Annotated in this window: 20 protein-coding genes; 8 read left to right on the top strand and 12 right to left on the bottom strand. The window is 62.1% G+C overall.

What is annotated here, in order from left to right:
• Window positions 1–41: 41 nt before the first annotated feature.
• Entirely contained in the window at window positions 42–959 is a 918-nt protein-coding gene (locus tag QQL79_RS11925) for a sulfurtransferase (RefSeq protein ID WP_284391068.1), read from the bottom strand.
• A gap of 212 nt (window positions 960–1,171) precedes the next feature.
• On the opposite strand from QQL79_RS11925, the gene QQL79_RS11930 reads away from it, so the two are divergent.
• Window positions 1,172–1,585, top strand: coding sequence for a TlpA family protein disulfide reductase (locus QQL79_RS11930; RefSeq protein ID WP_284391069.1), 414 nt, complete (start codon window positions 1,172–1,174; stop codon window positions 1,583–1,585).
• Window positions 1,586–2,311, top strand: a complete 726-nt coding sequence (locus QQL79_RS11935) for a cytochrome c biogenesis CcdA family protein (RefSeq protein ID WP_284391070.1) — start codon at window positions 1,586–1,588, stop codon at window positions 2,309–2,311. It abuts the gene before it with no gap.
• Here the strand turns inward: QQL79_RS11935 and QQL79_RS11940 are convergent.
• The 10 genes from QQL79_RS11940 to QQL79_RS11985 all read right to left on the bottom strand — a co-directional run bounded on the left by QQL79_RS11940 (window position 2,308) and on the right by QQL79_RS11985 (window position 14,665).
• Complete coding sequence (locus tag QQL79_RS11940; RefSeq protein ID WP_284391071.1) at window positions 2,308–2,583, bottom strand: DUF1905 domain-containing protein; 276 nt, start codon at window positions 2,581–2,583, stop codon at window positions 2,308–2,310. The two genes, QQL79_RS11935 and QQL79_RS11940, sit on opposite strands and share 4 nt — an antisense overlap.
• Window positions 2,584–2,646: 63 nt before the next feature.
• A complete protein-coding gene (locus QQL79_RS11945) occupies window positions 2,647–3,966 on the bottom strand; it encodes an HlyD family type I secretion periplasmic adaptor subunit (RefSeq protein WP_284391072.1) in 1,320 nt (439 codons plus the stop codon).
• Window positions 3,963–5,618, bottom strand: a complete 1,656-nt coding sequence (locus QQL79_RS11950; RefSeq protein ID WP_284391073.1) for a type I secretion system permease/ATPase — start codon at window positions 5,616–5,618, stop codon at window positions 3,963–3,965. The genes QQL79_RS11945 and QQL79_RS11950 overlap by 4 nt, the downstream gene beginning before the upstream one ends.
• A gap of 95 nt (window positions 5,619–5,713) precedes the next feature.
• A complete protein-coding gene (locus tag QQL79_RS11955; protein ID WP_284391074.1) occupies window positions 5,714–6,994 on the bottom strand; it encodes an Ig-like domain-containing protein in 1,281 nt (426 codons plus the stop codon).
• Window positions 6,995–7,399: 405 nt separating this feature from the next.
• A complete protein-coding gene (locus QQL79_RS11960) occupies window positions 7,400–8,995 on the bottom strand; it encodes a DUF5060 domain-containing protein (RefSeq protein ID WP_284391075.1) in 1,596 nt (531 codons plus the stop codon).
• Between the two features lie 55 nt (window positions 8,996–9,050).
• The gene (locus tag QQL79_RS11965; RefSeq protein WP_284391076.1) at window positions 9,051–9,872 is read right to left on the bottom strand and encodes an ABC transporter ATP-binding protein; all 822 of its coding nucleotides are present in this window, start codon (window positions 9,870–9,872) and stop codon (window positions 9,051–9,053) included.
• Window positions 9,869–10,777 carry an ABC transporter ATP-binding protein gene (locus QQL79_RS11970; RefSeq protein WP_284391077.1) on the bottom strand — a complete coding sequence of 303 codons (909 nt, stop codon included), beginning with the start codon at window positions 10,775–10,777 and terminating at the stop codon, window positions 9,869–9,871. Before QQL79_RS11970 ends, QQL79_RS11965 begins: the two co-directional genes overlap by 4 nt.
• Window positions 10,774–11,691 carry an ABC transporter permease gene (locus tag QQL79_RS11975; RefSeq protein ID WP_284391078.1) on the bottom strand — a complete coding sequence of 306 codons (918 nt, stop codon included), beginning with the start codon at window positions 11,689–11,691 and terminating at the stop codon, window positions 10,774–10,776. Before QQL79_RS11975 ends, QQL79_RS11970 begins: the two co-directional genes overlap by 4 nt.
• Window positions 11,688–12,689 (bottom strand): ABC transporter permease, encoded by a 1,002-nt coding sequence (locus QQL79_RS11980; RefSeq protein WP_284391079.1) that lies wholly within the window; start codon window positions 12,687–12,689, stop codon window positions 11,688–11,690. The genes QQL79_RS11975 and QQL79_RS11980 overlap by 4 nt, the downstream gene beginning before the upstream one ends.
• Before the next feature lie 68 nt (window positions 12,690–12,757).
• Window positions 12,758–14,665, bottom strand: a complete 1,908-nt coding sequence (locus QQL79_RS11985) for an ABC transporter substrate-binding protein (RefSeq protein WP_284391080.1) — start codon at window positions 14,663–14,665, stop codon at window positions 12,758–12,760.
• Between the two features lie 482 nt (window positions 14,666–15,147).
• On the opposite strand from QQL79_RS11985, the gene QQL79_RS11990 reads away from it, so the two are divergent.
• Genes QQL79_RS11990 through QQL79_RS12005 form a run of 4 tightly spaced genes read left to right on the top strand, consistent with a single transcriptional unit; the run spans window position 15,148 to window position 19,380 of the window.
• Window positions 15,148–15,969 carry a transketolase gene (locus tag QQL79_RS11990; protein WP_284392873.1) on the top strand — a complete coding sequence of 274 codons (822 nt, stop codon included), beginning with the start codon at window positions 15,148–15,150 and terminating at the stop codon, window positions 15,967–15,969.
• Window positions 15,969–16,925 carry a transketolase family protein gene (locus QQL79_RS11995; protein ID WP_284391082.1) on the top strand — a complete coding sequence of 319 codons (957 nt, stop codon included), beginning with the start codon at window positions 15,969–15,971 and terminating at the stop codon, window positions 16,923–16,925. The genes QQL79_RS11990 and QQL79_RS11995 overlap by 1 nt, the downstream gene beginning before the upstream one ends.
• Window positions 16,922–18,382, top strand: a complete 1,461-nt coding sequence (locus tag QQL79_RS12000) for an FGGY family carbohydrate kinase (protein ID WP_284391084.1) — start codon at window positions 16,922–16,924, stop codon at window positions 18,380–18,382. The genes QQL79_RS11995 and QQL79_RS12000 overlap by 4 nt, the downstream gene beginning before the upstream one ends.
• Window positions 18,383–18,399: 17 nt before the next feature.
• A complete protein-coding gene (locus tag QQL79_RS12005; protein ID WP_284391086.1) occupies window positions 18,400–19,380 on the top strand; it encodes a sugar phosphate isomerase/epimerase family protein in 981 nt (326 codons plus the stop codon).
• 58 nt (window positions 19,381–19,438) lie between these two features.
• Here QQL79_RS12005 and QQL79_RS12010 read toward each other — a convergent pair whose 3' ends face one another.
• The gene (locus tag QQL79_RS12010) at window positions 19,439–21,040 is read right to left on the bottom strand and encodes an ABC transporter substrate-binding protein (RefSeq protein WP_370461212.1); all 1,602 of its coding nucleotides are present in this window, start codon (window positions 21,038–21,040) and stop codon (window positions 19,439–19,441) included.
• A gap of 126 nt (window positions 21,041–21,166) precedes the next feature.
• On the opposite strand from QQL79_RS12010, the gene QQL79_RS12015 reads away from it, so the two are divergent.
• Both QQL79_RS12015 and QQL79_RS12020 read left to right on the top strand, forming a co-directional pair.
• Window positions 21,167–21,874, top strand: a complete 708-nt coding sequence (locus tag QQL79_RS12015; RefSeq protein WP_284391088.1) for a FadR/GntR family transcriptional regulator — start codon at window positions 21,167–21,169, stop codon at window positions 21,872–21,874.
• A 110-nt stretch (window positions 21,875–21,984) separates the two neighbouring features.
• Window positions 21,985–23,295 (top strand): GH1 family beta-glucosidase, encoded by a 1,311-nt coding sequence (locus QQL79_RS12020; RefSeq protein ID WP_284391089.1) that lies wholly within the window; start codon window positions 21,985–21,987, stop codon window positions 23,293–23,295.
• Window positions 23,296–23,591: the final 296 nt, after the last annotated feature.

A 23,591-nucleotide genomic window follows, 5' to 3' on the forward strand; every position in this document is an offset into this window, starting at 1 on the left:
ACCATGGCCCGGGCAAGCTTATAAAGCTATTGGAAAATTCGTCAGTTGGTGACGACCGGGCGGCTCGGATCGGCAGTCCACTCGGCCATCGAGCCATCATAGAGCCGCACGTTCTTGAGCCCCTCAACTTCCGACAGGCCGAACCAGGCAATGGAGGCCAGATGGCCGGTATTGCAGAAGGCGATGAAGTCGGACTGGTTGGCGACGCCGGCCGCTTCAGCCAGTTGCTTGATCGTTTCGGGGCTGGCGAAAGACGCGTTCTGGGCGTCGTAGAACTTGTCGAAATTGATGTTCACGGCGGTCGGGATATGGCCGAGCGTCTGGACGGTATTGGTCTTTTCCTGGCCGATGAACTGGGCGACGCTGCGCGCGTCGATCAGATTGGCATCGCTTTCGATGGCGGCGGTGACTTCGGCAACGCCGGCCAGCAATTCGGGACGGAACTCGGCCTTGAAGTCGCCGGCAACGGGGGTAACCGCATCGGTGGAAACAGCGCCATTGGCCTTGGTCCAGGCGGCGTAACCACCGTCCAGAATTGTCACGGCATCATGGCCGAGCACCTTGAAGGTCCAGTAGACACGGGTAGCGCCGCCGAATTCGGAAGCATTGGTGCCGGCGGGGACGATCACGACCTGGCTGTCCTCATTGACGCCGAGCCCGGCAATGGTGGCCTGGATCTGCTCGGTGGGCGGCAGCATGCCGGGAACATTGTTGACCGTTACGCGCCAGCCGCCATCCGAATAGCGGGCAGCAACCGAGCCAGGCACGTGGCCGGCGGCATAGGGATCGACATTTTCGGCGACATCGCGGATATCGAGAATGACCAGGCTTTCATTGCCCAGATGCTCGGTCAGCCAGGCGGCGTCCACCAGCGGCTTGTCGGTGAGGCGCTCGGCATGGGCGGCGCCCGTCAGCAGCAGCGCGGCGGCCAGGGCGGCGCCAGCAAGATTGATACGCATACGACATTCCTTTGCACGGTCGTTTTTGGATTTGGCACTCATAGTGCCACGTCTCTTCCGCCAATGCGGCCCCGCGCCGATCCAAAGCCACGGGGCCAAATAAAAAATCTATCTAACAGGTCGGGTTTAGATCGAAGGATTATTCTTCCAGCGCGCTGGGCAGCAAGGGCCGAGCGGCGATAGTGTGGAGCACCAAACGTTTAGAGCCCGCCATGTACCGTTTCGTTTCCCTCGTCATCGCTGTCTTGCTGACGCTGACTCCAGTGGTCAGCCTTGGCCAGGATGCGCCTGCCACCGAACAGGCGGCAGTCCGCGCCACCGTACTCGATTTCCAGAGCGAGGCGCAGGTCAATGCCCTGGCCGCCGAGGGCAAGACGGTGGTGTTCTTCTACGCCACTTGGTGCCCCAATTGCCGGGCCACCGTGGCCGAGCTCAATGCGCGCTGGGCCGAGGTCAATCCGGACCTGACTTTGGTGATTGCCGACTACGACAAGGAGACCGCGCTCAAGGGCAAGTTCGGGGTGACCTATCAGGACACGTTCGTTCTGCTCGATGATGCCGGCAATGGCGTCAAATCCTGGAATAGCGGCGGGGTCGACGGCCTCAACGCCAATAGCCAAAGCTAGATGTTCGTTACCGTCGGCTTTGCCTTTCTGGCCGGTGTCATCACCGTGCTCTCGCCCTGCGTGCTGCCGCTGCTGCCGGTCATTCTCGGCACGGCGACCCAGGAGGGCAAGGCGCGGCCGATCGGGCTGATCATCGGCTTTATCGGCACCTTCACCGCCGCCACATTGGCATTGAGCTTTCTCGTGCGCGCGCTGGGCGTGCCGCCTGATCTCAACCGGGTGCTGGCGGGCAGCGTGCTGATCCTGCTTGGGCTGGTGCTGGCCATTCCACAATTGCATCTGGGGTTCGAGCGGCTGGCTGGGGCACTCGCCAATAGGGCTCCGGCTGGCGGCCCGTCGTCCGGCTTCGGTGGCGGGCTGGCAGTGGGCGCGGGCCTTGGCCTGGCCTGGAGCCCCTGCGTCGGGCCTATCATGGCCTCGGTCATCACGCTGGCGCTCAACCAACAAGTCAATGCCGGCGCTGTCGCGGTTACTCTCGCCTTCTCGCTGGGCACGGCCCTGCCCATGGCCGCTATCATGCTGGGTGGCCGGCAGCTGGTGCATCGGCTGGGCTGGTTCCAGGCCAATGCCGCGCGCATCCAGCAGGTGCTGGGCGTCATTCTGGTGCTGACGGGCCTCGCCATTTTCCTGGGCTGGGACCGGCAGATCCAGATTCTCCTGCTGACCTGGTTCCCCGATTGGGAACTAGCCCTGACCGGCTGGGAACCGCGACCGGGCGGGGCTTAGTTCAGCCGTTCGGCAAGCGTGATCGTAATGCTGTCGCCAGCCTGCTTCCCGGTCGCCTTGAGCAGGTCCGTCTTGAGAGGCAGCTTGTGTCTGCCATCGCCGAGGGCCATGAACGAACTTTGAAAGGGCACGCCATCGGCAGTCGCCCGAACTTTCACCAGGCCTCTGGTGCCAAAGAATTCTGCAGAACCGGGCCAAACCACATAGTTCCAGCCGCCCTTGGCCGGGCTTTTCTCAATCGTCACGTCGAAGGATTTGTCGAGCTTTGGCATCGTCATTCTCCGGATGGCTATACCACTATGACGCGCGAGCAATGGCGATTTCGACACGCTGCCTTAATCTTCCTTGAGCGCCCGGTTCAATTGCTCTTCGACGGGATGGAGAATGTAGGAGAGCATGGTCCGGTCGCCCGTCTGCACGAAGGACTCCACCGGCATGCCGGGGATCAGCACGACGCCGTCGGGCAGCCGCGCCAATTCCTCGTCTGATATGGCGATCCGGGCATCGTAATATTGCTGGCCGGTCGCCGGGTCCTTGGTCAGGTCAGGGGCAACACGCGCCACGGTGGCAAACAGTTCCGGCGTCGTGCGCGGGTTGAGCCCCGAGAACCGCAGCACGGCCTCCTGCCCCACCGCCACCTTGTCGATATCGACCGGCTCGATGCGCACATTGACGATCAATGGTTCATCCGAGGGCACGATGAGCATGAGCGTCTCGCCGGCGGCAGCGACACCCCCCACCGTGTGCAGCACCGATTCATGGACCACGCCGGTTTGCGGCGCACGGATTTCCGTGCGGGTCAGCCGGTCCCGGTCGGCGATACGCCGCTGACCGGCTTCGGCGATCACGCGCCGCGCTTCCTGCAATTCGGCGAGGGCCGTGGTCAGGTATTCGTCCCCGATCTGCTCGATCTGGAGGGCGCGCTCGGCCGCCACGGCATTGGTTTCGGCGATGGAGGCCACGACCCGGCCCAATTCGCCCTGAGCGGTCGCAATTTCCTTGTCGAGACTGGTGCCCCGGCTCGCTGCGATCAGGCGTTTGTCATAAAGGTCATCGAAATCGGCGATTTCGAGCTCGATCACCGCGATCCGCCGCTCGATGGCCTGCTTCTGCAGATCGAAGCCTTCGCCCTGGCGTTCGAGTTGGACGATCTGTTCGCGCAACTGGGCAATGCGGCCCGCCTTGGTCGCCTGCCGCGCCACCAGCACCTGCTGCTCCAGCGCCACGAGCGGTTGCAACTGCGCCATGTCGAACAGTTCAAGCGCGGCGCCGGAGAGCGTTACCGTATCGCGCCCCTCGATCTCGGCGATCAGCCGCGCTTCCTTGGCATAGGCCTCGCGCAATTGCGCTTCGGAAATGGCCAGCGCCGCAGCTATTGCCGTCTGATCCAGTGTGGCCAGCACCTGGCCCTGCACCACATGGTCTTCGTCACGCACCAGCAATTGGGTGACGATACCGCCCTCGGCATGCTGCACCCGCTTGGCGCTATCCTGAACCACCAGCGTACCCGGCGCGATGATGGCTCCGGAAATCTCGGTCACGGCGGACCAGGCGATCAATCCGCCAAACAGGCCGATCACCGCCACCAGGCCCACCCAGCCATGCCGTTTGAGGCTGGCAAGGTCGGAGGGCTGCTCAGCCAGTTCGGCCGTCATGCGCTGGGCGCCTTGATGGGACGGACATTGGCGCCGGTCTGGGTGATCTGCTGCAGGGTTTCGTTCTTGGGGCCATAGGCCATCTGCCGGCCGTTGCGCATATAGAGCACCTTGTCGACCGCCGCGATGGCACTAGGCCGGTGGGCAATGACGATAACCACCGAGCCGCGATCGCGCGCCTTGTGGATGGCGTCGGTCAGGGCGGCATCGCCCTCGGCATCGAGATTGGAATTGGGCTCGTCGAGGATGATGAGAAAGGGCTCGCCATAAAGAGCGCGGGCGAGGCCAATGCGCTGGCGCTGGCCGGCGGAAAGCAGGTCGCCCTGCTCGCCCACCTGGCTGTTATAGCCATCGGGCAAGGCGCTGATCAGATCATGCACGCCCGCCGCTTTTGCCGCCGCGATGATAGCCTCGCTGGGCGGGTTTGGCCGGAAGCGGGAAATATTGTCGGCGACGGTGCCATCGAAAAGCTCGACCCGCTGCGGCAGATAGCCGATCATCGAGCCGATCTGGTCGGGCGTGTGATGCGCAAGTATGGCGCCATCGAAGCGGATATCCCCGGCCAGACTTGGCCAGACGCCGACCAGAGCCCGTGCCAGCGAGGATTTGCCCGATCCCGATTGCCCCAGAATGGCCAGGCCATCTCCGGCCGCGAGATCGAATTGAATCCCCGAAATGACCGGCATCCTCTGCCCCTGCGGCGCGGCAGCCAGGCCTTTGACCGCGAGAAGCCGCGTGGGCAATGGCAGGCGAACGTCGCGCGGCGCCGCGCCCTTGACCGCAAGCACCTTGCTGATGCGCGACCAGGCCTGCCGGGCACCGACAAAGCTGCGCCACTGGCCGACGATCTGCTCGACCGGCGCCAGCGCCCGTGCCGTCACGACGGAGGCTGCGATCATCAACCCCGCCGTCATTTCCCCGCGAATGACGAGATAGGCGCCCAGCGCCAGGACGATGGACTGGAGCAGAAAGCGCAGGCCCTTGGTCGAAGCGGAAAAGAAAGCGGCGCGGTCGCTGCCGGTGCGCAGCGCCGACAGCATCCGTCCGGTCTGCGCCGTCCAGCGGTTGCGCAGGTCATCGAGCATGCCCATGGCAATGACGGTCTCGGCGTTGACGCGGATGTTTTCGGCCTGCCGCTGGCGCAGCAATTGGGCGGCGTTGGCCTGCTGGGTCGGCCGGCGAGCCAGGCTCTCATTGATGATCATGAGGACCGTGATGATCAGGCACCCGGCCACGGCCAGCCAACCCAGCCAATAGTGAAAGAGGAAGACCACCGCGAGATAGACCGGAACCCAGGGCAGATCGAGCAAGGCCAGCGGCGCCGTCCCGGCGAGGAATTGCCGCAGCACATCGCCATCGCGCAGCGGATCGGCAGTCCTGGGCGCATCGGCGATGAGGCGGAACTGGACCGCCGCCGCAAAAAGCCGGCCGGCAATATGCGCGTCGAAAACATTGGCCAAACGGTGCGCCATGCGGCTGCGCAAGGCATCGAGAAAGGCATAGAAAGCGAACAGCCCGCAAACCAGCCCGGTCAGCACCAATAGCGTGGGCACCGAGCGGCTGGCCAGCACGCGGTCATAGACCTGCAGCATGAAAAGCGGGCCGGTCAGCATCAGCAGGTTGGAAACGAGGCTGATCGCACCCAGTGCCAATATCGGCCCCGGGAGCGATGGGACCGGGCCCGCGGGCCCGGACGATTGCTGCGCTAGTGCTGGCGATGGCGGCATTGGCCTCTTCCCGGCAAAGCCTAGAAGAAGTGATAGTCACCCTGCCCGATCTGGGCGGTGCCATCGGCCATCTGCACCATGATGAGCCCGCCGCCGTCTGGATTGTCGGGGTCGGTCACCTGGTAGATCTGCAGGGTCTGATCGTCATTGGCATAGTGATCGAAGGTCAGCGTCGCATTTTCCCCGAAACCGAAAAGGCTGATGAAATCCTGTTCGCCCGGACCGGAGTGGCCGGCGCCGTGGAAATCGATGATGTGGTCCATGCGGCCATTATAGTCGGCCGGATCGGCGAAATCGCCGGGATTGAAGATGAACGTGTCATTGCCCGCGCCGCCCTGCATGCGGTCAACGCCCTGCCCGCCCGTAAGCTTGTCGCGGCCGAGTTCGCCATGCAGCAGGTCATTGCCCGCACCGCCATTGAGGCTATCGTCGAAGCGGCCGCCCGACAGATCGTCGTTGCCGCCCTTGGAGGCCACCAGCACGGCATGATCGCTGTTGAAGTAGCGCAGGATGTCGATGCCGTCGCCCAGCGCGATATATTCCGGCCCTTCCGCGGGCGCGCCGACCGAAATGGTCACCGTTGCCAGGTTGCTATTGCCCTGCCCGTCGGTTGCCATGACGGTGAATGTATCGGTGCCGACAAAGCCGTCCTCGACGAAATAGTCGAAGAGATTACCGTTGAGGAAAGACGAGTGGTAGTGAACGCTGCCCAGGAATTCGCTTTCCGGGAAGGGATAGTGATTGCCGTCATACCGCGTATCGAGCTCGATCGTGCCGTGGTCGGGCCCGTCGACAATGGTGAAGGTCAGGAGATCGTAATCGACATCGCTGGCCGGAAACTCGATATCGAGCAGGGACTGGCCCGGCGTCAGCACCAGGTTGAGATCGGCGAGGACCGGCGCTGAATTGACGAAGGTATCGGGCTGCTGCACGCCATTTTCGACGATGATCTGGTGCTCGCCATATTGGGTATTCTCGCCGCCGAAATACATGGTGGCGGCCTTGTAGGTCACCACGAAATCATCGGGAGAATCGGCCGTGACGGAAACGACTTCGAGCGACTGACTGGCCGCTTCGGCATGTACAGTGCGAATGAAATTGCCGTCATTGTCGAAGATGTAAGTATCGAGATTGGAGAATATCCCGTACTTGCCGTCATGGGTAAAACCGGTGATGGCAAAGAAGCCATCGAATACATCGACAGATTCCACCGTTACCCAGCCAAAGAAGTAGTCCGGCAAGGCTCCGATAGGGTCCGATACATTGCCTTCAGTATCGGTCAAGGTGAAGGAGTAGGCCACATGCGGCTCGCCTCCCTCCAAGATAGTCAGTTCGCTACCATTACTCAGGGTGGGCATCATGTTCCTCGAACGCTTCGCAGTGGGGAGGACGGCATGGGCACGTTTTACTTGATGGAGGCTAGCAGGCGGCCAGACACCTTCCTACCCGCGCCGGAGGCAGGTGAGGGGCGCCTGCCACGCATGGCTGATACACCTTGACAGCAGGGGAAAGTGGCATCCGCGTGGCGGCGCTCCAGCCCGGCGCCAAGCCGGAGCCACAGCAATTCCCTTTGAACGTGCCGGTGCTTAGCGGGATTCGGCCTACCCCGGTGGCAAGGCTGCTGCGTAACCTTCCCCACCGGGCGCACATCCTGACGCCCCACCCGTGAAGGTGGGGCGTCCGTCATAGCGCCAGTGCCGGCGTGGTCAGCCGTCGATGCGCCGCAGCAGCAGGGCCTGGTATGACTTGGGCGCGAAATGCAGCAGGTCGCCACGTCCGACGCTTTCGGCGAGCGGGGTTTCGGTCATGTCCCAGGTGTCGATAAGTGCTGCGCTATAGCGCTCGCCGGGCGGCACCGCGACGGTCACTTCGCTGGGCTGGCTCTCCCCGAAATAGCTCAGATAATAGCGATGCAGCTGGCCGGCGGTGGCAAACCAGTTCTGCACGCGCGGCCAATCTTCCTCACCCGGCGGCGGGGCGAACAATTGCTGCATCACGACATTGTCCTGCCCGCCGCCCAGCATGAGGCGGTAGGCGCCGGTCGATTTGACCGGATCGAGCCCTTCATCGGGCCCCTCCTCCATGATGCGGCGGAGGAAGGCGATGCGGGCGACGCTTTCCCCGGTCAGCTTGCCGCCCTTGGCCCACCAGATGGTGTCGGTGTCGTTGCCGAAGGTTTCGCCATGGGTGACATAGCCGCCATTGACCACGCCTTCCCAGAAGCGGCGCACCATTTTGGGGCCAGAAATATTGCCCCAGAGCTCGGCAATCGTACCCTCATAGCAGCACTCGTCGATGGAGACCGGCTTGCCATATTTCTCGCGCCACAGCGCCGACATGGCGGCGGTAGAGCGCTGGATGGACGAATGGGTGATGCGGGGGTGGTGATGGTCGTAGAAGGCGAAGCAATTATGCACGCTCAGCAGGTGACCATAGGGATCATTGTCCGAGACGATGTGGATGAAGCGATCCCAATCGGCCAGGGTTTTGCTGGGCATGAGGTCATATTCATTGGCCATGGACCACCACACATTGGGCAGCGCCGACAGCCGGGCGGTGAGATATTTCAGATAGAAATCATCCTGCGCCGGGGTCATGCGCGAAAAACCCCAGCGGTCATAGGGATGGAAGATGATGAGATCGGCCTCGACGCCGATTTCGGCCAATTGGTTGATGCGCTGCTCCAGGTGCCGGAAATAGTCCGGCTCGAAGCGCTCGAAATCGAAGTCCCAGCCGTAATCGCCACGGAAGCTGCCGGTCCATTGGCTGGTTCCCTGCTTGCGTAGCGGGAAGGGGTAACGTTCGGGCTCGTTCTCGTTGTAGCGATAATGCTTGGGGAAGACGCACATGCGGATCTTGGTGAAGGGCGCTTCGGCGAGGGTCGCCAGGGTCTCTTCTTCCAGCGCGTCGCCTTGCAGGTTCCACACATAGGCGGTGGTGCCGATATTGGTGTAGCGGGTGCCATCGGCATAGCGGAAATGGTGGCGATTGGAGACGCGAACCGGGCCGTGATGGCCCTGTGCCGCCGGAGCAACGTCAAAATTGCCGCTGACGCCATCGAGCGCAGGGCTGTTGCTGCTGGTTTGATAGCTCCAGGCGCCAGTGCTGTCGGGCAGGAAGCGGATCTTGTAGCTGCCCTCGCCGTCATAAAAGCCGGTTACCCGCACCTGCCTTTCGCCCTGGTGGAAAACAGCCCGCAACTCGACATCCCTATATGGATTGCCCTCCGATGGGCCGGAAAGGGCGAGTTCATAGGTGGCCCACAGCGACGCGGCGCCGTTGGCGGTAGCAGTATTGGTCATTTGTCGTTCCCGTCGTCGAAATGAATGGCGCTCACCGCGCCGGCGATGAAACTGGTCAGGCGGCCGCAGGGCGTGGACGCCAGCGGCTCTTGGTGGTGGGAATGGAATCGAGCAGCAGGCGGGTATAGGCGTGCTGGGGATTGGACATGACCTCGCGGGCCTTGCCGAATTCGACCACCTCCCCCTTGTTCATCACGGCCACATAGTCGGAGATGTAATAGGCCGTGGCCAGGTCATGGGTGATGTAGAGGAAGCTGCGCCCCTGCTCGTCGCGCAAGCGCTTGAACAGGTTGATGATGATCATCCGGCGTGAGGCGTCGATCATGCTCACCGGCTCGTCGGCCACGATCAGCCTGGGCTGGGGAATGAGGGCCCGCGCCACCGAGATGCGCTGCAGCTCCCCGCCTGAGAACTGGTTGGTGTATTTGCCGCGGATTTCCCCGTAATCCAGCCCCACATTATGCAGGGCATCGGCCACCGCCGTCTCGGCCTGGCTTTCGTCCAGCCCCGCCACGCGCCGCGCCGTTTCGTTGAGATAGGCATCGACCGGACGGTAGCGGCTGAAGGCTTCGAAGGGATTCTGGAAAATAGGCTGTACCAGGCCCAGAAATTCCTTCTTGGAAGGGGTCGCACCCGCGCCGGCCACCACGCTGTCATAGACGATGGCCCGGCCCGATGTGGGGGTCTCGAGCCGCAGCAGGGTCTTGGCGAGCGTGGTCTTGCCACTGCCCGATTCACCGACAATGGCGATCACAACCGGGCGGTCGCTCTCGACCGTGATATTGACATCGTTCAGCGCCTGAACCTGCCGTGCCCGGCCGAAGCCACCCAGGCGATAGGTCTTGTTCAGCCCTTCGGTCTTGAGGATGAGTGTCATGCGGCGGCTCCCGCGTTCTGGGGCTGCGCGACGAAATGGTTGGGCTTGACCTCCACCAATACCGGCTCCACCCGATAGGCGCGGTCCCCGCCGGCTCCGGCGGCACTTGCCATCACGCCGCGCAGGCTGTCGTCACCAATGGTGGGCAGGCTATCGATCAGCATCTTGGTATAGGCGTGCTGGGGATCGGCGAAGACGCTTTCGGTATCGCCATATTCCACCACCCGGCCTGCATACATGATCATCATCTTGTGGGTGACCTGGTAGTGCACGCCCATGTCGTGGGAGACCACCAGGATGGTGTTGCCCATCTGCTCCTGCAATTCCATCAGCAGCATCAGGATTTCCTTCTGCACCACCACATCGAGCGCGGTGGTCGGCTCGTCGGCAATGATCAGCTCGGGCTGGAAAAAAGTGGCGAGCGCGATCATGACGCGCTGGCGCATGCCGCCCGAGAGCTGATGGGGGTAGGAATCCATGGCCTCGGGCGGCAGTCCGAGTTTGCCGATATAGGCCCGCGCCCGCTCCAGCACGCGCTTCTTGTTGCTGTCGGTCCCGGGGAAGTCGATGAACTGGTCGCGGATGCGGATCACCGGGTTGAGCGAGTTCATCGAGCTCTGCGGCACGTAGGAAATGGATTTGAACCATTCCTTGCGCACATTCTCCGTGGTCAGCGGCTTGCCGTCGGCGCCCTTGAGGCCATAGTCGATACTGCCGCGCGACAGATACATGGGCGATTGAATATCGCCATAGATGGCCTTCATCAGCGTCGATTTGCCAGACCCGGATTCCCCGGCAATGCCGACAACGCAATTGTCGGGAATCGTCAGCGTCACTCCATCGACGGCATCGATGGTCCGGTTGCCGATGCGATAGCTGATCTTGAGATCGTTGAGGCGGATCATGCAACACCCCGCTTGCTGGCAAATGCCTGGTTGAAGCCGGTCGAGGTCAGGAACAGGCCGAGGAACAAAGTGATCGTCGCGACGATGGGGGCCACGATCCAGGGATATTGCCCGGTAAAGAGCGCGTTGTAGCTCAGGGCCCAGAAGATGATGGAGCCCAGTGTCGGCACCTCGACCTTGGAGAGCCCGATCACCGCCAGCGTGGCTTCGGTATTGACCGCGAAGAGCACGGTATTGATGAAGCCGACAAGGATATAGGCCGACACATAGGGGAAAATTTCCTTGGCCAGGATGTCGAAGGTATTGGCGCCCGAAAACCGTGCCATGTTGATGAATTCGCGTTCCCGCAGCGACAGGGCCATGGCCCGTACCGTGCGCGCGTCCCAGGCCCAGCCGAAGATGATGATGATCAGCCCGACCGTGAAGAACGAGGTATTCCCTCGGATCAGCGCGCCCAGGATGATCAGGATGGGCAGCAGCGGAATGGTGATGAAGGTGTCGACGAACAGCATCACCACGCGCTCGAAGGCGCCGCCGATATAGCCGGCGCTGAGGCCGACAATGGTGGCGACGATGGTCACCCCGACGGCGACGAGAATGCCGAGCATCAGTGAATTGCGCACGGCAAAGACCAGGAACCAGAAAATATCCTGCCCCAGCGCGTTGGTGCCCAGCCAATGGACTGATGACATGGGCAGGTTGCGCATATAGGTGGCCTGAACGGAAGGGTCGGCCGGCGCGAAGAATGGCAGGATGAAGCTGCCGAGCCCCATGACGACGAGGATGAGAAGGCCCACGGCCAGGCGTCCATTGAGAAGCCAGAGCAGCCCCCCTTTCCGGCGGCCGGGCCTGCCTGCAACGGGCGGCGCGACAACCAGCGCCACCGGATCGGCATTGTTGGTATCGATACTCATTTGGTGCGGATCCGCGGGTCGAGAAGGGGATAGATGAGGTCGATGACGAGACCGGCCGTGGCGACGGCCAGGATCGAGAGCGTGATCGCCCCGTAGAGCACGTTATAATCGCCGCCGGTCGCGGCCGTGCGCATGATCAGGCCAATGCCGGGATAGGAGAAAATGATCTCGGTCAGCAGCGCGCCGTTGAACACCATGCCCAGCGACAGGGCCAGGGCGGTCACCTGCGGCAAGAGCGCATTGCGGAACACATAGCGCGTCATCCGCGTCCAGTTGGAAGCACCCTTGAGCCGCGCATAGACCACATAGGGCTCTTCGGTGGTCGCCACCGCCAGGGCCTTCATGGAGAGGATGTTCCAGCCAAAGCCCGCCAGCACCAGCGTAATGGCCGGTAGCAGGGAATTGTAGATGATCATGCCCACTTTGGGCCAGGTCATCTGCCCCACCGGGAAGGTCGGCGAGAGCGGGAAAATTGGGAAGATATAGGCCAGGATCAGCAGTACCGACACGGCCAGGATATAATAGGGGATCGGGTAAAGCAGGATGCCGAGAAATTCGAGGATCGAGGCGGCTTTCTGCTTGTGGAAGTAGCCGGCGACCAGTCCCACCATATTGCCCATGAGCCAGGCGATAACCGTCGCGGTGAGCAGCAGTCCCAGCGTCCAGGGCAGCGCCGCCACGATCATGGTCGAGACTTCGGTCGGGTAATAGGTGAAGGAGGGGCCGAAATCGAAGTCGATCACCACACGCTTCAGATAGGACAGATACTGGGTGAAAATATCGCCCTTGAGGCCGTAGAGCTGCTCGAGGTTGACCCGCATTTCGGCAATCGCCTCGGGCGTGAGCGTACCATTGGCGCGGCTCTGGATCTGCCCGATATAGCCATCCACCGGATTGATCGGCATCAGGCGCGGCAGCATGAAGGTAATCGTCAGGCCAATGAACAGAACAGCCAGATAGAGGCCGATGCGTTTGGCCACGAAGCTCAAGACACCCATAGGTCAAACCTCAAGAGGAAGGGTGGCGAGGCGGCCGGGAGAACCGCCTCGCGCAGGGACCGAGCCGCCTATTGCTGGCCGGTCGGTTCGATAGACACGATCGTCTTCTTGAAGGAACTCCACCAAGTGTAGGGCGCAGCGTAGAAATTGTCCTGCTTGGGGAAGTTGGTCCAATAGGTCTTGTTGGTCGGGATCGTGGTCGGAATGTTCATGAGATTGATCATCTGCATGTCTTCGGTCAGCAATTTTGCGATGCCCTGGCCATTCTCGAGGAATTTCGGATCCTCGATCGGCAGCTGGGCGCTATTGGCCACGAGGTCGAAAATCCGCTGGTCGGTGACACGCATGATGTTGCCGTTGAGCGAGTCGGTGGAGTCCGCCGGCAGCACATAGCTCGGGTCAAACTGGCGCCAGGAATTCTGCCAGTTCACGTTATAGGTGCAGGACTGGCCCCAGTTGATCATCAGCTCGTTGCGGGCATTGGTATTCTGGACCGTGGTCCATTCGCCATTGTCCACCTGGCGGGTATTGATGTTGAATCCGGCCTGGCGCCAACTATCGGCAATCGAGAAGCCGATGCGCTGAATAACCTTGTTCCAGTCGCCGGGGATGACGAATTCGATCACCCAAGGCGAGCCGTCCTCGAGGGCGAAGAAGCCGTCGGCGCCTTTCTTCATGCCCACCGATTCCAGCAGCTTGGCCGCTTCGGCGGGGTCATGCTTCCACCAGCCCATGCCGAAGCCCTGTTCGACGGCATCGCCCGTCGGCAGTTGCGAGGCATCCACGCCCTGGGCGGCCAGCGTTTCGTTCAGTTCGGCGGCGAAATTGGTATTGTAGGGCTTGTAGCCGTCGGCCAGCGTCAGCTCTTCGAGCCAGGATTGGAGCGGCGCATAATAGAGCGGATTGGTGATCGGCGTATCGGCCAGTGGCAATGCGCCGGCCTTGAACTGGCCGCTCATCGAGGAAATGCCGACCTGCTGCATATTGAGCGCCAGGGCAAGGGCCCAGCGCACTTCCGGCTTGTCGTATGGCGCCCGCTGCAGGTTGATATAGACGCCATAGGAGCAGGCATCGTTCATGTCATGATAGGGGAAGGTCGGCGAGAAGCTTTCCACACTGGGATTGCGCGCCTTGGCGGCCTGGATCGAATCCGGGCTCATGAAGGTGTCGACGTCATACTGGTTCTGGACGAAAGCCAGTGCGCGCGTCTCTTCGGCGCCAAAGTCTTTGTAGAGCACATATTTGGGCTTGGGCGTGCCCAGATTGCCCCAGCCGGAGCGCTCCCAGTCTTCACGCAATTCCCACAGCTGCCAGGAGCCGTTGGGGTCGAATTCCTTGATCTTGTAGGGTCCCAGGGTCACCGCATTGGTGTTCTGGAAAGTCACCACCTGGTCGCCCAGCGGTTCATAGACGTGCTTGGGGACGATGACGAACTGGCTGCCCCAGGTATAAACGCCCATCACCGTCTGGAAATCGTAGGACGGACGGGTGGTTTCGACTTCGAACGTATAATCGTCGATCTGCTTCCAGCTCTTGACGAAATTGGCGATCACCGCCACGCGGCCGAGCTGGCTGCGATATTTCACATAGGTATCGAGCGAATAGATCACGTCGGCAGCGGTGAACTCGACGCCGTCGCTCCAATAGACGCCCTCGCGCAGCTTGACGCGGAATTGGGTGTGGTCGTCATTGAGCACTTCGACGGGGCCGGCGGCCAGCTCGGGATAGGATTGGCCGGTGGCCGTATCCATTTCCCACAGCCAGCTCCAGCCCAGTTCGCGGAAACCGCGCCAGATGGCATAGGAATTCATCGGATTCTGCGCCGACGCATTGGCGGCGCGACCATCAAAGGTCTGCACGATCAGGGTCTCGCTGCGGGGCGTGCCCACATCGGTCATGGCGCCCTGTGCGAAGGCGGTCGTGGTCAACAAAGCGCCCAATACGGGCGCCAGCAGAAATCGGCTAAGCCGTACCATTGTCATTCCTCCTCATGACGGCCCGTGCCTTTGGCAGCCTTGGCCGGCGTTCCGGGTTGTTCCCGGATTTCGCGGGGATAGCCGTGACGGGCACCCCTCCTCCATCCACGCGCATACCCGTGATGCGCATCGCATCTTCGTCAGATATTTTGTTTTGCTTGCGATTTCTAACGAATATGAGTGAAAGGCGCAGACTGTCAATGGTCATTTGCGCATTGTTACGCGCATTCGGCGTAAAACCACCTCAGGAATTGCGCTATCCGCCCACCATCAATAGCAAAACGCATAATTCGCAAATTTTCGCTATTGCACGAAAGAAAAATGCCTTGTAGCTATTTGACAAACAAGGAGACGGCACAGGCAGCACGCCTCGTCCGCAAGGGGAGACCACGCTGCCGGAACGGCGCTTCCCGCCGGAGCGCAATGCGCCGGCCGGTTCCGCGCCGATTGGCTGGGAGGCCAGATTGTCATTGCCCGCGCATATGCTTCAGAACGACGTTCTTTCACTGATCCGCAGCAAGGCGCTGTGGATCCGCCGCCGCAGCTTCCAGATGGTGTATGAGGCGCAGCAGGGACATCCGGGCGGTGATTTCAGCGCCGCCGATATCCTGGCAACGCTCTATTTCGGCGTGCTGCGCTATGATCCCAAGCGCCCCAACGATCCCACCCGCGACCGTTTCGTCATGAGCAAGGGGCATTGCACCGGGGCTTTCTATTCCGTTCTGGCCGCTGCCGGCTATTTTCCCGAAGCCGATCTCAAGAGCTATATGGAGCCGCTGAGCAAGCTCAACGGACATCCCAATCGCAATTATCTGCCAGGAATCGAAACCAATACCGGCCCGCTCGGGCATGGCCTTCCGGTTGCCACCGGCATTGCCATTGCCGGACAGATTGACGGCAATGACAGCCGCACATTCGTTTTGACAGGTGATGGCGAATTGCAGGAGGGCAGCAATTGGGAAGCGGCACTGACCGCCGGTCATCGCAAACTTGAGAACCTGACGCTGATCATCGACCGCAATCGCCTGCAGCAAGGAGCGCGGACCGAGGACACGGCTTCGCTCGATCCGCTGGACGATAAATGGCGGGCCTTTGGCTGGCATGTCGAGATGGTGGACGGGCATGACTATGCGCAATTGCTGGGTCTGCTCAGCGCCAGCCCCAAGGGACGCGGCAAGCCGCTTTGCGTGATTGCCAATACGTTCAAGGGCAAGGGCGTCAGCTTCATGCATGACAATGTGGCCTGGCACCATGGCGTGCCCAATAAAGAGCAATTCGAGCAAGCCATGGCGGAACTGGTCTGATGAGTGCAGCTGCCCCCGCCAAAAGCGGTTTTTTTGATTGCCGTGACAGCTTTGCGGCCACCATCGAGGCATTGGCCGAGGCCGATCCGCGTATCGTCACCGTAGTCAGCGACAGCGTTGGCTCGTCCAAGCTCAATGGCTTTCGCACCAAATTCCCCGACCGCATGGTCAATGTCGGCATTGCCGAGCAGACGCTGGTCGCCGTGGGCGCAGGGCTGGCCAATGGTGGCAAGGTGCCGTTTGTTTCGGCGGCCTCGTGCTTTATCACCGGGCGGGCGCTGGAACAGGTCAAGGCCGACATCGCCTATTCCAATGTGAATGTGAAGCTGATCGGGCAATCGAGCGGGGTCGCCTATGGCGAGTTGGGGCCGACGCACCATTCCATCGAAGACCTGGCCTGGCTGCGCCTTTTCAACAATCTCACCCTGATCGTTCCGGCCGATCCCTGGCAGACCGAACAGGCCGTCCGCGCTGCCGCGGCCATGGATGGCCCGGTCTTCGTGCGCGTCAGCCGCATGCCGGTGCCGGCGCTGGAGCGATCCAACCCGGTTTTCGAGATCGGCAAGGCGGAAATTCTCGCCGAGGGCGACGATGCCGCTATCATTGCCAATGGCACCATGGTTCATCGTGCCATAGCGGCGGCCAAGGCGCTTGCCGGCGAGGGGATCGGGGTGCGGGTGATCAATATGGCGACGGTCAATCCGCTGGATGAGGCGGCCATTCTCGCCGCCGCCGATACCGGAGCCATCGTCACGGTGGAAGAGCATTCCGTGCGTGGCGGGCTTGGCGGGGCGGTTGCCGAAGTGGTTACCGCCCATGAGCCGGTGCCGATGCGGATCATGGGCTTTCCCGGCTTTGTGCCCACCGGCTCGGCCGAGTGGCTCATGGAGCATTTCGGGCTCACCGCTGCCGGCATTGCCGACGCCGTCCGGCAGACCGTCGCGCGCAAGCGATGAGTGCCGACCTTATCCTGGCCATCGACCAGGGCACGACCAACACCAAGGCGCTGCTGGTCGATGCGACGGGGCGCGTATTGCAGCGGGCCTCGGTGCCCAATCTGGTGACCTATCCCCAGCCGGGCTGGGCCGAGCAATCGGCCACCACCCTGATCGAGGGCGTGCAACAGGTCATTGCCGATGTCGTCGCCAAGCACGGCGGCGCGGATGGCATTGCCGGCCTCGCCATTTCCAACCAGCGCGAATCCATCGTGGTGTGGGATGCGGCGACGGGCGAGCCCATCGGCCCCTGCATCATCTGGCAATGCCGCCGCTCGGCCGCCAAATGCGAGGCCCTGCGCTCAAAGGGTCATGCCGAACTGATCGAAGAGCGCACCGGCCTGGCGCTCGATCCGCTTTTCCCCGCCGGCAAGATTGCCTGGCTGCTTGATGCCATGCCCGGCGCCCGCCGGCGGGCGGAGCGCGGCGAATTGCGCGCGGGCACGGTGGATAGCTGGCTGCTCTGGCAATTGACCGGCGGCTCCGTGCACGCTTCCGACCATTCGAACGCCTCCCGCACCCAGCTATTCGACACCGCCGCCCTGCGCTGGGATGAAGAATTGGCCGGACTGTTCGACATACCGCTCTCCCTGCTGCCGCAGGTGCGGGCATCCGATAGCGAGTTCGGGCGGGTAGCGGCCGATGTCACCGCCCTGCCCCCGGGCGTGCCGATCCGCGCCATGATCGGGGATTCCCACGCGGCGCTGTTCGGACATGGCGTGCGAACGCCCGGCACGGTGAAGGCCACCTATGGCACCGGCACCTCGCTGATGACGCTGACGCCCCGCCGGGTGCGCTCCGCCCACGGCCTTTCGGGCACCATTGCCTGGAGCACCGCCGCCGGCGTTGCGCATGCGCTTGAGGGCAATATCTCCGTCTCGGGACAGGCTGCCGCCTTCATGGCGCAATTACTTGGTGTGGGCGACGTCGCAGCCCTATCGGCCCTTGCCGCCGAAGACAGCAATGGTGTCGCTTTCGTGCCGGCGCTGGTTGGGCTTGGCGCACCGCATTGGCGCGCCGATGCCCGCGGCACCATTACCGGCCTCTCATTGGGCACCGAGCCGCGCCATCTGGCCCGTGCTGCCATCGAGGCCATCGCCTTTCAGGTCGCCGATGTCTTTGCCGCGATGCAGCAGGATTTGGGCACCGATCTCAGCGAATTGCGCGCCGATGGCGGGGCTTCGCAGAACGCCCTTTTGATGCAGTTTCAGGCCGATCTAATCGCCCGCCCCGTCACCGCCAGCACTGCCCCGGAAGTGAGCGCCCTGGGCGCGGCGGCGCTGGCTTTCGAGGGCCTGGGCATTGCTGCCAGCATGACCGATGCCGGCAAGCGCTTCACGCCGCAGATGGACGAGGCCAGGCGGCGCGGCCAGCTCAACAAATGGCACGCGGCCATCCGCCAAACGCTGACACAATAAAGCAAGGGAGCACATTCATGAGCACACTCCGTTTCGGAGCCGGCATCTGGCACTTCGCCACCTATGTCGACCGCTACGCCACCGACGGCTATGGCCCGCCGCGCAGCGTGATCGAGGCCATCGACCTGGCCGGGCAGGTCAAGGACCTCTCGGTGGTGGATATCAACTACCCCTATTTCGGCGGCGATTTCACCAAGGAACAGATCAAGGCGGCGCTTGACCGCAACAAGCTCGGGGTCATCGGCATTACCCCGGAAATCTATACCCGCGAATTCTCCAAGGGCTCCTTCACCAATCCCGATCCCGGCGTGCGCCGCCGCGCCCATGAGCTGATCACCGATGCGGCCGAACAGGTGCGCTATTTCGGCGCCGACTATGTCAAGCTCTGGCCCGGCCAGGACGGTTGGGACTATCCCTTCCAGGTCGATCATGGCGCGCTGTGGAAGCATTCGCTCGACGGCGTCGGCCAGCTGGCCAGCGAAAACCCGGATCTCAAATTCGTCATCGAATACAAGCCGCGCGAACCGCGCGTGCATATGAGCTTTGACTCGCTGTCCCGCACGCTGCTCGGCATCGAAAAGATCGGCCTGCCCAATGTCGGCATCCTGCTCGATTTCGGCCACGCCCTGTTCGGCGGCGAGTCACCGGCCGATTCCGCCCAGCTCGCCATCGATTACGGACGGCTCTTCGGCATGGATGTGAACGACAATTACCGCTCCTGGGACGACGACCTGGTGGCGGGGAGCCTGCACCCGATCGAGCTCTTCGAATTCTTCTACACCCTGCGCAAGAACAAGTGGGAAGGCGTCTGGCAGCTCGACCAGTTCCCGTTCCGCGAGGACAGTGTGGCGACGGCCGATCATGCCATCGACTTCCTCAAGGCCGCCGATCGGGGCCTCAACATCCTCGACATCGACGCCCTCAAGGCCGCGCAGGAAAAGCACGATGCCATCGGTGCACTGAAGATCGCGCAGAAGGCGTTGTTCAGTTCGTTCTGAAATCCAAAACAAACGGGCCGCCCCACGGGGCGGCCCGCATCACTTCATCAGCCAAAAATCACTTCGCGTCGGTCTTGCTGACGCCTTCCACCCGGGTCAGCGACCAGGGATGGCCGACATAGCCCTGCACGCGGGCATTGACCACGATCGGTTCGAACCGTTCGAACATGGGCAGCACGGCCGGCTTCTGCTCGATGAACAATTCCTGGATCTGGGTGATCAGCTGCAGGCGCTTGGCATCGTCGCGTTCGCTATTGGCCTCGACGCGCAAAGCGTTGAGCTCGGGAATGTCCCAGGCCGAACGCCAGACGAAATTGCCGGCATTGTTGGCTTCGAGCGAATTGTCCGGATTGGACGCGAAATTATCCAGCGAGCCCAAGGCGGTCGGCATGAAGGAGCCGGTTTGGGGGATCAGCAGATCAAAGTCACGCGCCCGGTGAGCGGCGACGATATCGGCGCCATTGCCCTGCTGGATGCTGACGGTGATGCCGATTTCGGCCAGGCTGGCCTGAATGGCGGTGGCCATGTCGACGCGCGGGGTCTGCGAAATGGTCTTGAGCGTCAGCGAGAAGCCATTGGGATAACCGGCTTCAGCCAGCAATGCCTTGGCCCTTTCGGGCTGCAGCGACCAATCGGGATTGGGGATGGCCCCGACCCAGTCTTCCGGCACGGGCACATTGCGCACGCGGCCATAGGAACCCAGGATCGTATCGGCAATGCCCTTATAGTCGATCCCATAGGCAATGGCTTCACGTACCAGCGGATTGGACAGCGGTTCCTTACCGGCATTCATCGCCAGCACGTAATAGCCGCCGGTCTTGACCTGGTCGATGACGAAGCCGTCCTTGTTTTCGAAGGTACGGACGTCCGAGGCGGTCAGCGCATTGGCGATGTCGATGTCGCCACGCTCGAGCATCAGGCGGGCCGCCTGGCTTTCGGGCACATGGCGCATCAGCACGCGGCGGATAGCCGGAGCCTCGCCCCAGAACTGGTCGTTGACTTCGAGCATGACGATGTCATTGGGCGTCCAGCGGCGCAGCACATAGGGACCCGAACCGGCCGTATTGGTGCGCAGCCATTCATTGCCGTAGTCGCCATTGTTGACGTGCTTTTGCACTTCGACGCTGTCGACGACGCTGGAGACACCCATGGCGAGGCGATAGAGCAGCGCTTCGGGGATTACCTGGTCGGTGAAGGTGATCCGGAAGGTCTTCTCGTCGACGGCCGAGACCATGGATTCGATATTGTCGGCCGAATAGCCGGCGGTCTTGAAATTGGTGGCCGAGGACTGGTCGAGCTTCATCAGCCGCACCAGGGAGAACACCACGTCATTGGCCGTTACCGGATTGCCCGAGGCGAATTTGGCGTCGCGCAGGTGGAAGGTGATGCCGGTGTCGTCGATATCCCAGCTTTCGGCCAGCTGCGATTTGATAGTGTTGCCATCGGCCTGGTCGGAAAAGACCAGCCGGTCATAGGTATTGGCCAGGATTTCCTGGGTCTTGACCTCGGTGCCCTGCTGCGGGTCGAGCGAGAGGACCTGGGCCAGCGAGGTGCCGATGACCAATTGGTCGTTTGGCGTCGCGGCAAAGGCCACCGGGGCCGTGGCGACCATCACGGCCAGCGCCACGCCCGCCGCGAGGCGGGAACAAAAATGCTTCATTGAATTCCTCCATGGATACCACGCCAACATAATATGTCGGTTGTATCTCGTATTATGATTATGGCTTTTGCGCGAAATGGCAATAGGGTGTGCTAAAAGGCCTCAACAGCAATGGGGGAAATTGGCATGGACAGACCAGTTGCACCGCGGCGGCCGCGCATGGCGCAGACCCTGGTGGATAGCCTGCGCCAGCAGATCGAATCCGGTGCCCTGCCTATTGGCGCGCAATTGCCGACCGAGCCGCAGATGGAGGCGCAATTCTCCGTGAGCCGCACCGTGGTGCGCGAGGCCATTACCGAATTGCGGGCGGCGGGGCTGGTCACCCCAATCCAGGGCAAGGGCATTTTTGTCGCCGATACGTCGAGCACGCCGGCCATCGTGCTGACGCCCAACGAAATCCAGAGCATACCGCAAACGCTTGAAATTCTTGAGTTTCGCATTGCCGTAGAGACCGAGGCAGCAGCCATTGCCGCCTATCGCCGCTCGGCGCAGCAGGAGCAGGCCATTCGCGCCGCCAATCAGGACATGACCGACAGGATCGCGGTGGGCGCCGAGACGATCGATGCCGATTTCGACTTCCATGTCGCCATAGCCGAGGCCACCAACAATCCCTATTTCATCGACACGCTCACCCGCTTCGGCAAGCGCTCGATTCCGCGCGGACAGTTCCCCACCCTGCCCGGCGCCAATGACGAGAACTACCTGCAAGGCGTGCTGGCCGAGCATGAGCGAATCCTTGAGGCCATTGCCGACCAGGATCCGGAAGTCGCCCGCGCCGCCATGCGCGAGCATTTGCTGAACAGCCAGCGGCGCTATCGCCGCCTCAAGCGCTAGGGACTGGACAGACAGCAAATTCATAGTATGTCATACTATTGAGCGCCTGCCCTATCGGCGCATTGCCGTCCCACACCTGACCGCCGACGACCGGCCGAGGAAAAACCAGCATGTTTTCACATAAGCGCGCCGATTTCGGGCCCGATTTTATCTTTGGCGTCGCCATGGCCGCGCACCAGATCGAGGGTGGGCAGATCGACGGCCGCGGCCCTTCCATCTGGGATACATTCGCCAATACACCGGGCAATACGCGCAATGCCGACAATGGCAATATTGCTTGCGACCATTACAATCGCTGGGCGGAAGACCTCGACCTGATCCGCGACGGGGGCTTTGACGCCTATCGCTTCTCGTTCTCCTGGTCGCGCCTCATCCCCGAAGGCACCGGCGCCCTCAATCCGGCGGGCTTTGATTTCTACGACCGGCTGATCGATGGCATGCTGGAGCGCAATATCAAGCCGCTCGCCACGCTCTATCACTGGGATCTGCCCAGTGCCCTGCAGGATCGTGGCGGCTGGATGAACCGCGACACCACCAAGGCCTTTGCCGACTACGCCGCCATTGCGGCGGAAAAGTTCGGCGACCGGCTGGCCAGCATAGCCACCTTCAACGAGCCCTGGTGCATCACCGTTCTGAGCCACTTCCTGGGCGCCCATGCTCCTGGCTATCGCGATGTGCGCGCCACGGCTCGCGCCATGCATCATGTGCTGCTGGCACATGGCCTGGGCATCAAGGCGATGCGCGAGGTGGGCACCAACAACCAGCTCGGCATTGTCGTGAACATGGAAAAGTGCGACCCGGCCAGCGACGCGCCCGAGGATATCGAGGCGGCAGCGCTGGGCGACGCCATCTTCAACCAGTTCTTCCTCGATGGCGTGCTCAAGGGCAGCTATCCGGAAAAGGTCACCGATATTCTCGAGCCACACCTGCCCAGCAATTGGCGTGACGACATGGCGACACTGAACCAGCCGCTCGACTGGATCGGCATCAATTATTACACGCGCTTCCTCTACAAGGCCGATCCGAGCGTGCCGGTCTTCCCCTTCACCCAGGCGCGCGGGCCGCTGGAAAAGTCCAATGTCGGCTGGGAGATCATTCCCGAGGCGCTGACCGAGTTCCTCGTGCGGACGTCCCAGCGCTATCCGGGCCTGCCGATCTATGTGACCGAGAACGGCATTTCGGAAACCGACGAGGCCAAGCGCACGGCGTTTTTCGACAGGCACTTTGCAGCAATGGTCGAGGCGCAGAAGCAGGGTGTCGACCTGCGGGGGTATATCGCCTGGACATTGATCGACAATTTCGAATGGGCCGAAGGGTTTACGCCCAAATTCGGGATTGTCGGCATGGACCCGGTAACGCGGGATCGGCTGCCGAAGGATACCTATTGGGCGTTCAGGCAGATGCTGGAGCGCAAGGCTTAAGGCGCTCGGACAGCTAGCCACGATCCAGTCCTCCTCCTTGAGGGGAGGGAGGCGCAGACTGCAAACTCGCGGCTCCTTCAGAAGGGCACAGCTTGGTTCGTCGCGCACCGCCCACCCCACCCACCGTTCTCCCTCGGGCCTGACCCGAGGGCCTTTCTCGACTCGGCACAAGCGACGAGCGACCCTCGGGTCGAGCCCGAGGGAGAACGGTGGCGCGTGGAGATAGTGCAATTGCTGGCATCGCGGGGGATCGAGTTGCAGGCAAACACTCCTGCCGAGGGAGCGCATGGAGTTTG

The organism is Devosia yakushimensis (genome assembly GCF_030159855.1).
Taxonomy (GTDB): Bacteria; Pseudomonadota; Alphaproteobacteria; order Rhizobiales; family Devosiaceae; genus Devosia; species Devosia yakushimensis.

Excerpts from the sequence above, each read along its gene's own strand:
- QQL79_RS12020 (WP_284391089.1), top strand. The coding sequence starts at position 21,985 with ATGTTTTCACATAAGCGCGCCGATTTCGGGCCCGATTTTATCTTTGGC.
- QQL79_RS11940 (WP_284391071.1), bottom strand. The coding sequence starts at position 2,583 with ATGCCAAAGCTCGACAAATCCTTCGACGTGACGATTGAGAAAAGCCCG.
- QQL79_RS11945 (WP_284391072.1), bottom strand. The coding sequence starts at position 3,966 with ATGACGGCCGAACTGGCTGAGCAGCCCTCCGACCTTGCCAGCCTCAAA.
- QQL79_RS11980 (WP_284391079.1), bottom strand. The coding sequence starts at position 12,689 with ATGGGTGTCTTGAGCTTCGTGGCCAAACGCATCGGCCTCTATCTGGCT.
- QQL79_RS11960 (WP_284391075.1), bottom strand. The coding sequence starts at position 8,995 with ATGACCAATACTGCTACCGCCAACGGCGCCGCGTCGCTGTGGGCCACC.
- QQL79_RS11930 (WP_284391069.1), top strand. The coding sequence starts at position 1,172 with ATGTACCGTTTCGTTTCCCTCGTCATCGCTGTCTTGCTGACGCTGACT.
- QQL79_RS11935 (WP_284391070.1), top strand. The coding sequence starts at position 1,586 with ATGTTCGTTACCGTCGGCTTTGCCTTTCTGGCCGGTGTCATCACCGTG.
- QQL79_RS12005 (WP_284391086.1), top strand. The coding sequence starts at position 18,400 with ATGAGCACACTCCGTTTCGGAGCCGGCATCTGGCACTTCGCCACCTAT.
- QQL79_RS11975 (WP_284391078.1), bottom strand. The coding sequence starts at position 11,691 with ATGAGTATCGATACCAACAATGCCGATCCGGTGGCGCTGGTTGTCGCG.
- QQL79_RS11995 (WP_284391082.1), top strand. The coding sequence starts at position 15,969 with ATGAGTGCAGCTGCCCCCGCCAAAAGCGGTTTTTTTGATTGCCGTGAC.
- QQL79_RS12000 (WP_284391084.1), top strand. The coding sequence starts at position 16,922 with ATGAGTGCCGACCTTATCCTGGCCATCGACCAGGGCACGACCAACACC.
- QQL79_RS12015 (WP_284391088.1), top strand. The coding sequence starts at position 21,167 with ATGGACAGACCAGTTGCACCGCGGCGGCCGCGCATGGCGCAGACCCTG.
- QQL79_RS12010 (WP_370461212.1), bottom strand. The coding sequence starts at position 21,040 with ATGAAGCATTTTTGTTCCCGCCTCGCGGCGGGCGTGGCGCTGGCCGTG.
- QQL79_RS11970 (WP_284391077.1), bottom strand. The coding sequence starts at position 10,777 with ATGATCCGCCTCAACGATCTCAAGATCAGCTATCGCATCGGCAACCGG.
- QQL79_RS11985 (WP_284391080.1), bottom strand. The coding sequence starts at position 14,665 with ATGGTACGGCTTAGCCGATTTCTGCTGGCGCCCGTATTGGGCGCTTTG.
- QQL79_RS11965 (WP_284391076.1), bottom strand. The coding sequence starts at position 9,872 with ATGACACTCATCCTCAAGACCGAAGGGCTGAACAAGACCTATCGCCTG.
- QQL79_RS11990 (WP_284392873.1), top strand. The coding sequence starts at position 15,148 with ATGCTTCAGAACGACGTTCTTTCACTGATCCGCAGCAAGGCGCTGTGG.
- QQL79_RS11925 (WP_284391068.1), bottom strand. The coding sequence starts at position 959 with ATGCGTATCAATCTTGCTGGCGCCGCCCTGGCCGCCGCGCTGCTGCTG.